This is a genomic window from Hylemonella sp. P2_B10, from assembly GCF_056404875.1.
Genome location: NZ_JBFUDE010000004.1, coordinates 213028 through 226959 on the forward strand (window position 1 = coordinate 213028; position 13932 = coordinate 226959).

Below are 13932 nucleotides of genomic sequence, written 5' to 3' on the forward strand. Positions count from 1 at the left end.
ACGCTGAAGCTGACAGAATCCCCAGACCCCTGGAAGACCCCCTCCTCCTCCTAACCCGCCCGTTTGTGCCCCGACCGTGACCATGCGCAGTACCCGTCCCGTCTCCCTGACCCTGTTGACCGCCGCCCTGGCTGGCACCGCCTGGTGGGCCATGGCCCAGACCGGTGACGCCGGCAAGCCCGCCGGTCCCGCCTCCGCCACGGCAGCCAGCAGCGGCCCCATCGTCACCGTGCCCGGCATGCCACCGGTGCCCCAGCGCAACAACCTGTACAGCGAGATCGGCAGCGCCAACATCAGCCCCAACACCGCTGGCGCGCTGGAGCGGGTGTATGTGCCCAACCGCAGCGCCAACACCGTCTCTGTCGTCGACCCGGCGACGATGAAGGTGGTGGACACCTTCAAGGTTGGCATCAACCCGCAGCACGTGGTGCCCAGCTGGGACCTGAAAACGCTGTGGGTGGCCAACAATGCCGAAGGCCGCAAGGACGGCAGCCTGACCCCGGTGGACCCCAAGACCGGCAAGCCGGGCAAGTCCATCCCGGTAGAAGACCCCTACAACCTGTACTGGTCGCCCGACGGCAAATACGCCATCGTGGTGGCCGAAGAGTTCCGCCGGCTCGATTTCCGCGACCCGCAGACCATGAAGCTGGCCTTCAGCATCGCGGTGCCCGCCTGCGCCGGCATCAACCACGCCGACTTTTCCATTGACGGCAAGACCGCCTTCTTCACCTGCGAGTTCAACGGCAGCCTGAGCAAGGTGGACATGGTCAACCGCAGCGTGATCGGCACCATCAAGCTCAGCCAGTACTTCAATCGCCCGCAGGTGCTGGACCTGCTGGCCAAAGGCAGCAAGAAGCAGCCGCGCAAGATCCCCGACCCGTTCGAGGCCGGTGGCGAAATCTGCACCACCCCCGGCATGCCGCAGGACGTGCGCTTCTCGCCCGACGGCAAGACGCTGTTCGTCGCCGACATGATGGCCGACGGCGTGCACCTGGTGGACGCCGAGTCGTTCAAGCAGGTGGGCTTCATCCCCACCGGCGTGGGCGCGCACGGCCTGTACCCCAGCCGCGACGGCAAGAGCCTGTACGTGGCCAACCGCGGTGGCAACAAGATACGCGGCACGCCCAAGGGCAAGGGCAGCGTGTCGGTGATCGATTTCGCCACCAAGACGGTGACCAAGACCTGGCCCGTCCCCGGCGGCGGCAGCCCGGACATGGGCAACGTCAGCGCCGACGGCAAGCACCTGTGGCTGTCCGGCCGCTATGACAACGTGGTGTACCGCTTTGACACGTCAAGCGGCGCGGTGGACCAGGTCAAGGTGGGCATAGAGCCGCACGGGCTGACGGTGTGGCCGCAGCCGGGGCGCTATTCGCTGGGACACACCGGCAACCTGCGCTAAAGCTTTGCTGACCGGTGGCGCTACTCGAACGGGTAGCGCACCCCCACCTGCCGCCGCAATTCGTCCATCCAGCGCAGCAGCGCCAGGCTCTCGGCGTGCGGCATGTGCGTGCTCTCCAGCCGGCCAGCGCGTAGGCAACGCAAGGCCTCTTCGACCTCGTATTCGAAGCCGTTGACGCGAAACGGCGCCGCCACCACCTGCGGGCTCTGGCCGGCCTGTGTCAACACAACTTCGGTGGCGTAGGAGAAGCCGCGCCGGAACACAATGCTGCCGCGCTCGCCCAGGATGTGCATGGCGTTGTCGCTGCTGGCGTCGAAACCGCAGACAAACTGCGAGGTGACGCCATGCTCAAACACCAACGTGGCCGACAGCCGCTGGTCCACCCCGGTGGGCGCCAGCACGGCCTGGGCCTGCATGCGCACGGGCTCGGGGCAGTTGCCCGGCGCGCTCTCCAACGCCCAGCGGGTGATGGCCAGGTTGTACACGCCCAGGTCCAGCAGTGCGCCGCCGGCCAGCGCGGGATCGAAATTGCGGCTCGCCGGGTCATACGGCGCGTTGAAGCAAAAGCTGCTCTGGATGGCGCGCACCGGGCCTATCGCCCCTTCGCGCAGCCAGCGGCCGGCCACCTCGTAGGCGGGCAGAAAGCGCGTCCACAGCGCCTCCATCAGGAATACGCCGCGCTCACGCGCCAGTGCCACCAGGTGCTCCCCCTCGGCCAGGTGCGCCACCAGCGGCTTTTCGCACAGCACGGCCTTGCCGGCCAGCAGCGCGGCGCGCACCGCCTCGCCATGCTGGGCGTGCGGCGTGGCCACATAGACACCGTGCACGCCGGGGTCGGCCAGCAGGTCGTCCAGGCTGGCGGCCACGCGCGGCACGCCGCCCCCCGCTGTGTCCTGGCGGGGCCAGCGCTCGGCAAAGGCCTGGGCATTGGCGCGGTTGCGGCCATAGACACTGCGCACGTGCGTGGCGGGCAATGTGGCCACGGCGCCGGCGAACTGGTGGGCGATCCTGCCCGGGCCGACGATGGCCCAGGCGAATTCCTGTTGAGCGGGATGCTGCACGGGTCGTTCCCTGTTCTGGTGTTGTCGGGTGCCTACTTGTCCGGCGCGCCCATGGCTCCCCAGCGGCTGGCGATGCGCGCGTATTCGCCGTTTTGTTTGATGCGAGTCAGCCCGTCGTCAAACAGCGCAATGTAGCGCACCACGTCGGGGTAGGCAGGTGCAAAAGAGAGATATATATCCGGCTCAATCAGCGTGCCCACCACCTTCACGCGGCCGCGCAACTCGGCATGCTCAGCCAGCAACACGTCCACAATGCGGTCATACACCAGTGCAAAGTCCACCCTGCCCCGCACCAACTTCTGCAGGGCAAAGAGGTCCGACGTGCCGACGTCACGGCGCATCGTGGTGTCGCCGTCAAAAGCCTCGCCGTACTCGTAGCCGTTGGTCACCGCCACCAGTTTGCCGCGCAGGTCGGCCAGTTGCACCTCGCGGCGCACCTCCGGCCCCGCGTCCTTGCCCTGCGGCGAGCCGGCCAGTGCGTAGATGTTAAGGCGGGCGCGCAGCAGCGGCTGCTTGGCCCAGCGGTACTGGTTCTCCACCATGCGGTTGCGTAGCGTGTCAAAGCAGCCCAACAGGTGGCTGGTGGCGGCCAATTTCATGCAGCGCGCATAGGGCAACGAAACCAGTTCCACCTTCACCCCCACAGCCGCATACGCAGCCAGCACGAGTTCAGGCACCATGCCTACAGCCTTGCCCTGGCGGGCACCGGAATAGGGGTACCAGTCGTCTTCTGCGCCTATGCGCACGATGGCCTGGCCGGCCTGCGGCGGCGAGACCTGTGCCCAGGCCGGTGCCTGGCACTGCGCCAGCCACACCAGTGTCAGCAGACCGCCAGCGGTCATGCGCACAAGCTTTTTTATCACCCGCTGAACCCCCAACTGCACAGCTCCAGCCAATCAGCGCATCACGCCTTGGAACAGTATAGGAGGCATCCGCATGGCCGCGCTCTGGCCGCCCTTGACAAATGTCAAGCTTTAAAGCTACACCCGGTGCAACAAGCACGTTCTTCACTGCCAACGCCATGCGTATCGCCAGACCTGACGCCAGACGCCTGCCATGCTTTGTCCACTGGCGCGCCCGCCTTCTGCACGCCACCCTGTGCATGAGCGTGGGCTTGGCGTTGGCGCTGGGGACCCATCTTCGCGCCACCGCCGCCGATCGCGCGGCCTCGGCCCCGCCCACCGTGCTGCGCTGCTTTCCCTCCGGCCCGATCTACGACTTTCGCTGGAAGCTGCTGGAACTGGCCCTGCACCACAGCGCCAAGCCGGGCGAAGCGGTGCCCCGCCTGGAGCCCGTCGGCGACAACAACTCGCAGAGCCGCGCCGTCATGCAACTGGAGACGGGCGCGCTGGACGTGGTGGCGCTGGGCGTCAATGACGAGCGCACGGCCAAGCTGCTGCCGGTGAAGGTGGACATCCTCAAGGGCATCATCGGCTACCGCCTGTTCATCATCCGTGCCGACCACCAGCCGCGCTTTGACAAGCTCAGCGACGCCGAGCTGCGCAACGACATCCGCTTCGGCCTGAACGGCCAGTGGGCCGACCTGCCGGTGATGCGGGCCAACGGCCTGAAGGTGGAAACCGGCACCGGCTACGACAGCCTGTTTGCCATGCTGGACGCCGGCCGCTTTGACGCCTTTCCGCGCGGGCTCAATGAGGCCTACCGCGAGATCGCGCTGCAGCACCAAGCCCACCCCGGCCTGGTGGTGGAGCGCACCCGGGCGCTGTACTTCCCCTACCCGGTGTATTTCTGGGTCAACCCGCGCAACACCGCGCTGGCGCAGCGCATAGAGCGCGGCCTGAAAGCCGCGCTGGCCGACGGCTCATTCCGCGCGCTGTTCGAGAGCCACCATGCGATGGAGATCGCCCAGCTCGCGCGCGAGCCACGCAACGTGCTGCGGCTGCGCAACCCGTTCCTGAAATCCGCGCGCGAGTATCCCGACACCTCCTGGTGGTGGCGCCCCTGATCCCCCTTGTCGCCATGCACCCCGACCTGATACTCACCAACGCACGCTTCACCACGCTGGACCGCAGCCAGCCCAACCCCGAGGCGGTGGCGGTGCGCGGCGGCTACTTCAGCGCACTGGGCTCGGCGCGCGACATCCTGGCCACGCGCGGCCCCGCCACCCGCGTGCTGGACTTGCGCGGCCGCCGCGCCATCCCCGGCCTGATCGACAGCCACACCCATCTGATACGCGGCGGCCTGAACTACAACCTGGAACTGCGCTGGGACGGCGTGCCCTCGCTGGCCGACGCCATGGCCATGCTGAAGGCGCAGGCGCAGGTGACGCCGCCACCGCAGTGGGTGCGGGTGGTGGGCGGCTTCACCGAGCACCAGTTCGCCGAGAAGCGCCTGCCCACGCTGGACGAGCTGAATGCCGCCGCGCCGGACACGCCGGTGTTCATCCTGCACCTGTATGACCGCGCGCTGCTGAACCGCGCCGCGCTGCGCGCCGTGGGCTACACGCGCGATTCGGTCAACCCGCCCGGCGGCGAGATCGTGCGCGATGCCGCGGGCGACCCCTCCGGCCTGCTGCTGGCCAAACCCAATGCCAGCCTGCTGTACGCCACGCTGGCCAAGGGCCCCCGGCTGCCGCCCGAGCAGCAACTCAATTCCACCCGCCACTTCATGCGCGAGCTGAACCGGCTGGGCATCACCAGCGTCATCGACGCCGGTGGCGGTTTCCAGAACTACCCCGACGACTACGCCATCGTCGACAAGCTGCACAGCGACGGCCAGCTGACGGTGCGCATCGCCTACAACCTGTTCACGCAAAAGCCCGGCGGTGAACTGGACGACTTCACCCGCTGGACCGGCATGGTGAAACCCGGCCAGGGCGACGAACACTACCGGGCCAACGGCGCCGGTGAGATGCTGGTGTTTTCGGCCGCCGACTTTGAAGACTTCCGCGAACCCCGGCCCGAGCTGCCCGCCGGCATGGAAGACCAGCTGGAGCGCGTGGTGCGCCTGCTGGTGCAGCAGCGCTGGCCGTGGCGGCTGCATGCCACCTATGACGAATCCATCAGCCGTGCGCTGGATGTGTTCGAGCGCGTGAACCGCGACATGCCGTTTGACGGCCTGCACTGGTTCATCGACCACGCCGAAACCATCAGCCCGCGCAACATCGACCGCATTGCCGCACTGCAAGGCGGCATCGCCATCCAGCACCGCATGGCCTACCAGGGCGAGTACTTCACCGAGCGCTACGGTGCGCGCCAGGCCGAGCAGTCGCCACCGATTGCCCGCATGCTGGCCGCCGGCCTGCCGGTGGGCGCCGGCACCGACGCCACCCGCGTGGCCAGCTACAACCCCTGGGTGTCGCTGGCCTGGCTGGTCACTGGCAAGACGGTGGGCGGCGCCACGCTGTACCCACCGGCCAACCGGCTGACGCGCGAGCAGGCGCTGCGCCTGTGGACCGAGGCCAACGCCTGGTTCTCCAACGAGCAAGAGCAAAAGGGCCGCATTGCGGTGGGCCAGATGGCCGACCTGGCGCTGCTGTCGGACGACTACTTCGGCGTGCCCGAAAGCGACATCCCCCACCTGCATGCCGTGCTGACCCTGCTGGGTGGCGACGTGGTGCATGCCGAAGGCGACTTTGCCGACCTGGCGCCGCCGCTGCCCCCGGTGCTGCCCGAGTGGTCGCCAGTGAAGCGCTTTGGCGGCTACCAGCACCGCCTGGGGCACCCCGGCGCCGCGCGCATGCGGGCCATGTGCGGCTGCGCCGCGCCTTGCGGCGTGCATGGCCATGCACATGCGGCCGCCAGCGCGCGCCAGGTGCCCACAGCCGATGCAGATGGCTTCTGGGGTGCCTTGGGGTGCGGCTGCTGGGCGGTGTGACAATCCCGCGCCCACGCGGGCCAACCGAGTACGCCAACGCACAGACGCCGCACCGGCATGGCATCACCATGGTGCCACCATGGTTCCTGCTCACGTTTTAACTTTTCTGACGAATTGGCTGCGCTATTTCAAGACGCCGGAGGCCAGCATTGCCCAGTACAACCAGCGCTGCCGGCAACTGCGTCCGAATGAGCGCCTGCCCTGCCCCAAGTGCTTCGTCAACCCGGCCGACCCGCAGCGCGAGCACCCGCTGACCGAGCAAATGGGGGCCAATGGGTTTGAGCGGCTGACCTGCGCGCATTGCAAGACCAATTTCGAGGTGGCCGAAAAGCAGCTTTGAGGCGGCAACGCCTCAAATCGCCTGCAGCACCGGCAGCAGCCGGTCGTACTCCTGTTTCACCACGCGATAGCACTCGCACACCCGCGTCTCCAGGCCGGGGCGGTCCAGCACGGTGATGCGGCCGCGCGCGTACTTGATCAGCCCGGCCTTTTGCAGCCGCATGGCGCCTGACGTCACGCCCTCGCGGCGCACGCCCAGCATGCTGGCAATCAGCTCCTGCGTCATCACCAGCTCACAGCCGGGCAGGCGGTCCAGGCTGAGCAGCAACCAGCGGCACAACTGCTTGTCCAGCGTGTGGTGGCGGTTGCACACCGCGGTTTGCGCCATCTGGGTGATCAAGGCCTGGGTGTAGCGCAGCAGCAGGTGCGACACCGGGCCGAAGTGCTCGAACTCGGTCCTGAAGATCTCCGCCGGCACGCGCACGCCCCGCCCTGCGCTTTGCACCACCGCGCGGCTGGGCGTGGTGTTGCCACCCATGAACAGCGAAATGCCCACCATGCCTTCATGGCCCACCACGGCGATCTCCGCCGAATCGCCATTGGCCATCACATACAGCAACGAGACGATGGAGGTGGTGGGGAAGCAGGCATGCGTGGACGCATGGCCCGACTCGTACACCACCTGGCCCAGCGGCATGTCCACCAGCTCGAAGTGCGGCAGCCAGCGCTCCAGGTTCTCTTGCGGCAGCCGGGCCAGCAACTGGTTGTGCCTGATTTGCTGCAGCATCAGCAGCGGCGGCACGCCCTGCGCAACGGTGGTTGCGTGGGATTTTCTGCCTAGCGAGGTCGCCATCTTCTACTTTCACATGTCAGCCCGTAACAGGCAATGCAACATGGTGTTGCCCATCGGGCTGGCAGTCGTTCAATGTACGCTACCGAACTGTACTCCCTTTGTTCGCTAGCGAACACTTTGCTCCTGTCACAGGGCCGGCGGCCCCCCAATGTGTGCTGACCAACACAGCGTCGCAGAAATACAGGGGAGGCAGGTGTCACAGGCCTATACTGCTTGCAGTTAGACGCGGTAACTGACAGGCACGTCACACCCACCCAGCCGCGCGCATGCCGCGCGGTGCCCCGGAGACATTGCCATGCCTGCCACCGCAGACCGACCGCTGTCGGACAACCACCTGTTGGCCGCGCTGCCGCGACCCGCCTACCGCCGCTTGCTGCCGCACCTGCAACCGGTGCAACTGGCCTACGGCCAGATCTTGTACGAACCCCTGGGCGTCATCACCCATGTGTACTTCCCGCTCAACAGCCTGGTGTCGCTGCTGACGGCGGTGGATGCCCAGCGCAGCCTGGAGGTGGGCATGGTGGGCAACGAGGGCATGGTGGGCATGCCCATGGCGCTGGGCATTGGCGTCTCAGACGTGCGCACGCTGGTGCAGGGCAGCGGCACCGCGCTGAAGATGAGCGCCGCGCACTTTCGCGCCGAGTTCAAGGCCAGTCCGCCGCTGCAAAAGGCGCTGTTTCGCTACAACCACCTGCTGATGGCGCAAATCTCGCAGACCGCCGCCTGCAACCGCTTCCACGACACGCCGGCCCGCCTGGCGCGCTGGCTGCTGATGACGGCCGACCGCCTGCACAGCGACGAGTTCCTGCTCACCCACGAATTCCTGGCCCACATGCTGGGCATGCGCCGCGTCGGCGTCACCGAAGCCGCCAGCACCCTGCACAAGGCCGACCTCATCACCTACCACCGCGGCAACATCGTCATCCTGGATCACAAGGGCCTGGAGGACGCGGCCTGCAGCTGCTACCGCATCATCAGGGACCTGCAGGCGGTGGCGCAGTCACGCTGACGCGCGTGAAAGGCAGGCCGATGGGGATTTTTTCACTGGAGCACAGCAAGGCGGCCTATGCGGCTGACTTCGTGTTGTATGGCTGTGCGGTGCTGGGGCTGGCCGGGGCCTTGGCGCTGGCTGGCCCCGCTGATCAGCGCACGGCCATGCTGGCGCTCGCCGCGGCAGGCCTGCTGGCCTGGAGTCTGGTGGAGTACCTGCTGCACCGCTTTGTGCTGCATGGCCTGGCGCCCTTCAAGGGCTGGCACGCGCAGCACCACCAGCGCCCCGGCGCGCTGCTGGGTGCGCCGCTGGTGCTGAGCGTCAGCCTGATCGCCACCCTGGTGTGGCTGCCGGCCTGGCTGCTGGCTGGCCCCTGGCGCGCCAGCGCGCTCACGCTGGGCCTGGCCGCCGGGTACCTGGCGTATGGCCTGATGCACCACTTCACCCACCACGGACGCTTCAACAGCACCTGGCTGACGCGCAAGCGGCGCTGGCATGCCCAGCACCACGCGCGCCAGCTGCCGCCGGGCTGCTATGGCGTCACCAGCACGCTGTGGGACCACCTGTTTGGCACCGCGCCGCCGGCTTCCGCGCGGGTGAAGTGATCAGCCACAGTCAGCCGGCAAACGCATAGCCCGCCGGATTGCCCTTGGCCAACTGCATGGCCTGGTCAGCCCGTTCGATCAGGTCGTGCACCGAATCCCCATGGTTGGGAAAGATCGCGATGCCAACGCTGGCCCGGATGTGCACAGGCCCCACGGTCAGCAGGCAAGGCACGCGCAAAGCCTGGGTGATCTTTTCGGCAATCATCGTGACGTCCTTCAGGTCGCCAAATTCCGCCACCAGGTACAGAAACCCATCTCCGTTGGCGCGGCTGACGGTGTCTTCCTGGCGGGTATTCTCCTTCAGGCGGTCAGCCACGGTGGTCAGCACGGCGTCTCCCACGCTCTGGCCATGCCGCGCGTTGATCTGCTTGAACTCATCCAGGTCCAGGGACATCACCGCCAGCGTGCGGCCGTGCCGCCTGGCCTGTGCCAGGCCGTGCGCCAACCGGTCCTCAAACAGCAGCCGATTGGGCAGGCCGGTCAGGGCGTCATGCAGCGCCGCATAACGCGCCGCCGCCGCATCTTCGGGCAGGCCAATCAATGGTTCATCGGGTGACAGATGAAGCTGGAGTTTGCGCATGGTGAAATCTTGAAAGACCGGCGGCAATGCGTCTGTTCGAGAGGACACATACGGGACCAGCCGCAGGCGCCGTCAACTGCCTTGCCCTGGCCGCAGACGTTAATTCAGGCACATGTACACCAGCGCACAGAAGGCGGCGGCATACCTGTTTAGCATCAGCAGCTACAGCCGCAACCATCGGCTGACACCCCCACCCTCAGACCCTGAAAGCGCGCCCATCATGAACAAAGTACAGCTGCGAGGCGCCCTGAGCAGCCTGGCCGGCCACGGCCCGGAGTACGCAGACGATCTGGCTGGCCAACCATGACGCTGCTTTTCACCCTGCTGGTCGTCGCCCTGACCTTGGGGCTGGTGCTGGTGGTGGCGGCCAGCGCTGGCTGATCAGGTCAGCGCGCCACCGCGAGCGGCGGCCTGCCCTCGGCCAACATCGCCGAGAACCTCTCCGCGCTGACCGGGCGGCTGAAAAGATAGCCCTGGGCCTCGTCGCAATGGCGGGTGGTCAGGAAGTCCAGTTGCACCTGGTTCTCAACCCCTTCGGCAACCACCTGCAGCTTCAGGCTGTTGCCCATGCCGATGACCGCACTGACGATGACCGCGCTGTCTTCTGCTGAAGCAATGCCCTGCACAAACGACTGGTCAATCTTCAGGATGTCGATGGGGAATTGCTCCAGGTAGCTCAGGCTGGAGTAGCCTGTACCGAAGTCGTCCACCGCCAGTTGCACCCCCATGCGCTTCAGGTCGTGCAGGATGGTCGCACTGGCTTTGGCGTCGCGCATCAGGCCGCTCTCGGTGATCTCCAGTTGCAGCGCCCGCGCCGGCAGGCCGGTTTCGCGCAGCGTGGCGGCGACACCGGCCACGAACTGCGGCTGGTGGAACTCCAGTGCCGAGATGTTGACGGCGATGGACTGCAGCGCCGAGCCGCGGCGCAGCCAGCGCTGCGCCTGCGTGCAGGCCTCCCTCAGCACCCACTGGCCTATGGGCACGATCAAACCGCTGTCCTCCGCCACGACCACAAATTGGTCCGGCAGCAGCAGGCCGCGCTTCGGGTGCAGCCAGCGCAGCAGCCCTTCAGCGCCGGTGACGCGGCCGCTGCGCAGGTTGACCTTCGGTTGGTAGTACAGCAGGAATTCCCGCCCCTGCAGCGCGCGCCGCAAGTCCGCCTCAACCGCCTGGCGCTCCACCGCGCGGCGGTTCATGTCGCTGGTGAAGAACTTGTAGTTGTTGCGCCCGTGAGCCTTGGCGTGGTACATGGCGGTGTCGGCGCTCTTGATCAGGGCTTGCGCGTCTTCCCCATCGGCCGGGTACAGGCTGATGCCCATGCTCATGGTGATGTGCAATTCGGTGCCGCTGATGCTGTGCGGCAGGGCCATGGAAGCCAGCACCTTTTTGGCGGTTGACGCGGCAGTGCCCTCGTTGCCACCTTCGGCGAGCAGGATGACAAATTCGTCACCCCCCTGTCGGCTGACCGTGTCGGAACTGCGCACGCAGCCGTTCAGCCGCTGCGTGACCGACTGCAACAGCTTGTCGCCGGTGGCGTGGCCCAGTGAGTCGTTGATGTTCTTGAAGTTGTCCAGGTCCAGAAACAGCACCGCCAATTGCTTGTCGTGACGCTTGGCCAGTGCGATGGCCTGGTCGATGCGGTCATTGAGCAGCATGCGGTTGGGCAGGCTGGTGAGGAAGTCGTGCTGGGCCAGGTAGGCCATCTTCTGCGTCATGGCCTTGGCGGCCGTGATGTCGTGGAACACGATGACGGCACCAGTGATGCGCCCATCCCAGTCATGGATGGGCGAGGCCGAGTCTTCGATCGCCGCCTCGCTGCCATCGCGCCGCAGCAGCACGGTGTCGGCGTTCAGGGTCATCACCTCGTTGCGCTCAAGCACCTGCGCCACCGGACCGGCATCGGGCTGGCGCGTCAGGCCGTTGATGATGTGAAACACCTCGGCCACAGGGTGACCACGGGCCTCGTCGCGCGACCAGCCCGTCATGGCCTCGGCAGCGATGTTCAGGTAGTTCACATTGCCGGCCAAGTCGGTGCAGATCACCGCGTCGCTGATGGAGTTGAGCGCGATCTCGGCGCGCGCGCGCTCGTTGTAGAAGGCTTGCTCCACGCTCTTGCGCTGGATGATGTTGCGCAGCGTCTGGGGCACCAGGCTGCTGACGAAGTGGCCACGCGACAGGTAGCCCTGGGCGCCGCGCTGCACGGCCTCGATCGCCAGCGCTTCATCTTCCAGCGCGCTGAGCGTCAGGATGGGGACGTGCCTGGCCACCGCAAACAGCTCATCGAAGGTGGCGATGCCATGGCTGTCCGGCAGCATCAGGTCAACGACGACGGCATCAATGCCACCAGTCTTCAGGCGCTCCATGCCGGCGCCCAATTGGCGCAGCCATTCAATCTGCAGCGGCTCGCCGGGGCTTTTCTCCAGCACGTCCTTCAACGCGTTGGCATCGCTGGGGTCGTCCGTCAAGACCAGTATGCGGCTTGTCATGGCGCCCCTCTTGTGCTCGGGCTACTGCTGGGCAACTGCACCCGCACCCGGCTTACAGAAGCACCGAAGCCAGCGCGACGGCCAGCACCACCACCACCACCGTGGTGACCAGCCGCGCAGCCAGGAAGGCATGCACGGTCTCCACGGCGCAGCGCAACGCAAACCAGCGCCCGCTGCCACCTCGGCACAGGCTCAGGTGGTCGCCCAGGTCCAACAGTTCCATCGGTGAAGTGTCCGCCGCCCCGCCAAAGGATGCCGTGCTCCAGCACGGGTTGAGGTGCAGGCCAATTTTCATGAGAATTCCGCTGTGTTGCGGGCCGCCGCCTCCGGCTGGCCCATGTCATGCGTTGCCGGTTGGCAACCTGTGAAGAAATGCTGGTGAACCCGCGCTCAGCGCGTGACGTTCACGTCGAGGTCCGCGCGACGATCGGCCCGCAGGAAAGTCGCCAGCCACACCGTGCCTGGCGAGGGCGAATCGACCTCACCTCGCGGTGTCTGCAGGGGACTGAGTTGGTGTTGAAGGCCCAGGCCGACCCATGGACGTGTTCCGTGGTCGCTGGGGTTGGCGTGGCGCACCGTGACGGCACCAGGGGTGCTGGAACTGTCGTCGGCGTAGACCCATTGTGCGCCTATTCGCGCCGGGCCGTTCAAATGGTGCGTGAAAGACCTCATAGTTGCCCTAGGGCTTGATGCTGGCCAACTTTTGCTTCATGGCCTGGCGGAACTCTTCGTTGCCGTTTACGGCATCCGTTGGTAGTTGCGCGGCTGCGGGCGCCGGGGCCACGGATGCGGCCGCAACCAGGCGACTGCTGGCGGATGGCGCCACGGGTTCGCCATCTTGCGTCCGCACGCGCATGACTTTTGTGCCGTGTGAGTAAGCCATCCAGTCTCCACCAATCGCCTGCACCGTGGAGGCACTGCTCAAGGGGTCACCAATGCGCACCAGCACAGGAGGCTCGTTGTTGACCGAAACCAGCGCGGCGCGGGCCTCTCCCTGCCCCAGGACCACGCCTGTCAGGCGGACCAGCGGCGGTGGGCCATCAGAAAAGGCCGGGGTGACTGGCGCCACCACGCGTGTCGGCATGGCGTCTGGCGCCGGCTGCGCAGCAGCGGACTCGCTCTGCACATGCGGCGGCGCGCTGATCTCCAGCGCGGCCACCACCGACAGCACCATGCCCATGGCCAGCAAGCCGTAGGTGGCGAACTTGGGCACGCTCATGGTGTGTCTGATGCGTTACAGGGTGCCGGCGTTCAGATCAGCGTCAGCTGCACGGTACCCGTGACGGCGCCTGCGCTGTCGGTGATCTGGCAGGTGCCGCTCAGGCTGCCCCACTTCAGGCACTGCAAGGCCGTGCCGTTGCCAAAGATCAGCGTCATGTTGAACTGGCCGTCCGGGCTGAAGTAGCCACTGCCGCTGGCGCCCATGGTGCGTGCCGCCGTGTTGGCGTTGGCGGTGCAGCTGAAGGAGCCGTACACCGACAGCGTGCTGGAATTGGTCATGTCGCCGGTGGTGTCCACACGCAGTTGCGTGCAGGTGGCAAAGGGCGAAGTTGCAGGCGCCCAGGCGGCACCCCACACCACGTTGCTGATGGTGCTGGGAGTGCCACGGGTGCTGGCACCGGCGACCGATGCGAGGGAGGCAAGGGATGCCGCCGCCAAGGCTGTGCACAGCCATAAAGCGCGCTTGTTCATGTTGAACTCCTGGGAATGGTGAAAGAACCAAAGAAACGTGGAAACGTGGCAATTCGGTTCACCAGGTCACCCGCTGCCATGGTCCGCCCCCAGGACTGCATGGTCTGTGCGTTGGCGAACAAAATGGAGCAGCGAACTGGCTGGCCATG

Annotated in this window: 15 protein-coding genes; 6 read left to right on the plus strand and 9 right to left on the minus strand. The window is 66.5% G+C overall.

Annotation, left to right across the window (positions count from 1 at the left end; genetic code table 11):
* Nucleotides 1-82: 82 nt before the first annotated feature.
* A complete protein-coding gene (locus AC1DX2_RS18790) occupies nt 83-1399 on the plus strand; it encodes a YVTN family beta-propeller repeat protein (RefSeq protein ID WP_477197924.1) in 1317 nt (438 codons plus the stop codon).
* A gap of 20 nt (nt 1400-1419) precedes the next feature.
* Here AC1DX2_RS18790 and AC1DX2_RS18795 read toward each other — a convergent pair whose 3' ends face one another.
* The gene (locus tag AC1DX2_RS18795) at nt 1420-2460 is read right to left on the minus strand and encodes a Gfo/Idh/MocA family protein (protein WP_477197925.1); all 1041 of its coding nucleotides are present in this window, start codon (nt 2458-2460) and stop codon (nt 1420-1422) included.
* A gap of 32 nt (nt 2461-2492) precedes the next feature.
* Nucleotides 2493-3302, minus strand: a complete 810-nt coding sequence (locus AC1DX2_RS18800; RefSeq protein WP_477197926.1) for a substrate-binding periplasmic protein — start codon at nt 3300-3302, stop codon at nt 2493-2495.
* A gap of 179 nt (nt 3303-3481) precedes the next feature.
* Here AC1DX2_RS18800 and AC1DX2_RS18805 point away from each other — a divergent pair, with 179 nt between their 5' ends.
* The 3 genes from AC1DX2_RS18805 to AC1DX2_RS18815 all read left to right on the plus strand — a co-directional run bounded on the left by AC1DX2_RS18805 (nt 3482) and on the right by AC1DX2_RS18815 (nt 6637).
* Nucleotides 3482-4426 (plus strand): hypothetical protein, encoded by a 945-nt coding sequence (locus tag AC1DX2_RS18805; RefSeq protein WP_477197927.1) that lies wholly within the window; start codon nt 3482-3484, stop codon nt 4424-4426.
* Between the two features lie 14 nt (nt 4427-4440).
* Complete coding sequence (locus AC1DX2_RS18810) at nt 4441-6297, plus strand: amidohydrolase (RefSeq protein WP_477197928.1); 1857 nt, start codon at nt 4441-4443, stop codon at nt 6295-6297.
* 79 nt (nt 6298-6376) lie between these two features.
* Nucleotides 6377-6637, plus strand: coding sequence for a hypothetical protein (locus AC1DX2_RS18815; RefSeq protein ID WP_477197929.1), 261 nt, complete (start codon nt 6377-6379; stop codon nt 6635-6637).
* A 12-nt stretch (nt 6638-6649) separates the two neighbouring features.
* Here the strand turns inward: AC1DX2_RS18815 and AC1DX2_RS18820 are convergent, their stop codons facing one another.
* A complete protein-coding gene (locus AC1DX2_RS18820; protein ID WP_477198377.1) occupies nt 6650-7363 on the minus strand; it encodes a Crp/Fnr family transcriptional regulator in 714 nt (237 codons plus the stop codon).
* A 361-nt stretch (nt 7364-7724) separates the two neighbouring features.
* Between AC1DX2_RS18820 and AC1DX2_RS18825 the strand changes: the two genes are divergently transcribed.
* Complete coding sequence (locus AC1DX2_RS18825) at nt 7725-8438, plus strand: Crp/Fnr family transcriptional regulator (protein ID WP_477197930.1); 714 nt, start codon at nt 7725-7727, stop codon at nt 8436-8438.
* Between the two features lie 20 nt (nt 8439-8458).
* A complete protein-coding gene (locus tag AC1DX2_RS18830) occupies nt 8459-9025 on the plus strand; it encodes a sterol desaturase family protein (protein WP_477197931.1) in 567 nt (188 codons plus the stop codon).
* Nucleotides 9026-9035: 10 nt separating this feature from the next.
* On the opposite strand, the gene AC1DX2_RS18835 is transcribed toward AC1DX2_RS18830, so the two are convergent.
* The 6 genes from AC1DX2_RS18835 to AC1DX2_RS18860 form a co-directional block, all read right to left on the minus strand.
* Nucleotides 9036-9605: a diguanylate cyclase domain-containing protein gene (locus AC1DX2_RS18835; RefSeq protein WP_477197932.1), complete on the minus strand. Its 570-nt coding sequence runs from the start codon at nt 9603-9605 to the stop codon at nt 9036-9038.
* 386 nt (nt 9606-9991) lie between these two features.
* Nucleotides 9992-12091: a putative bifunctional diguanylate cyclase/phosphodiesterase gene (locus tag AC1DX2_RS18840; protein ID WP_477197933.1), complete on the minus strand. Its 2100-nt coding sequence runs from the start codon at nt 12089-12091 to the stop codon at nt 9992-9994.
* A gap of 52 nt (nt 12092-12143) precedes the next feature.
* The gene (locus AC1DX2_RS18845; protein ID WP_477197934.1) at nt 12144-12314 is read right to left on the minus strand and encodes a hypothetical protein; all 171 of its coding nucleotides are present in this window, start codon (nt 12312-12314) and stop codon (nt 12144-12146) included.
* A gap of 167 nt (nt 12315-12481) precedes the next feature.
* Nucleotides 12482-12763, minus strand: a complete 282-nt coding sequence (locus tag AC1DX2_RS18850) for a hypothetical protein (protein WP_477197935.1) — start codon at nt 12761-12763, stop codon at nt 12482-12484.
* A gap of 7 nt (nt 12764-12770) precedes the next feature.
* Nucleotides 12771-13310, minus strand: coding sequence for a hypothetical protein (locus tag AC1DX2_RS18855; protein ID WP_477197936.1), 540 nt, complete (start codon nt 13308-13310; stop codon nt 12771-12773).
* 32 nt (nt 13311-13342) lie between these two features.
* Nucleotides 13343-13783: a hypothetical protein gene (locus AC1DX2_RS18860; protein ID WP_477197937.1), complete on the minus strand. Its 441-nt coding sequence runs from the start codon at nt 13781-13783 to the stop codon at nt 13343-13345.
* Nucleotides 13784-13932 lie beyond the last annotated feature (149 nt).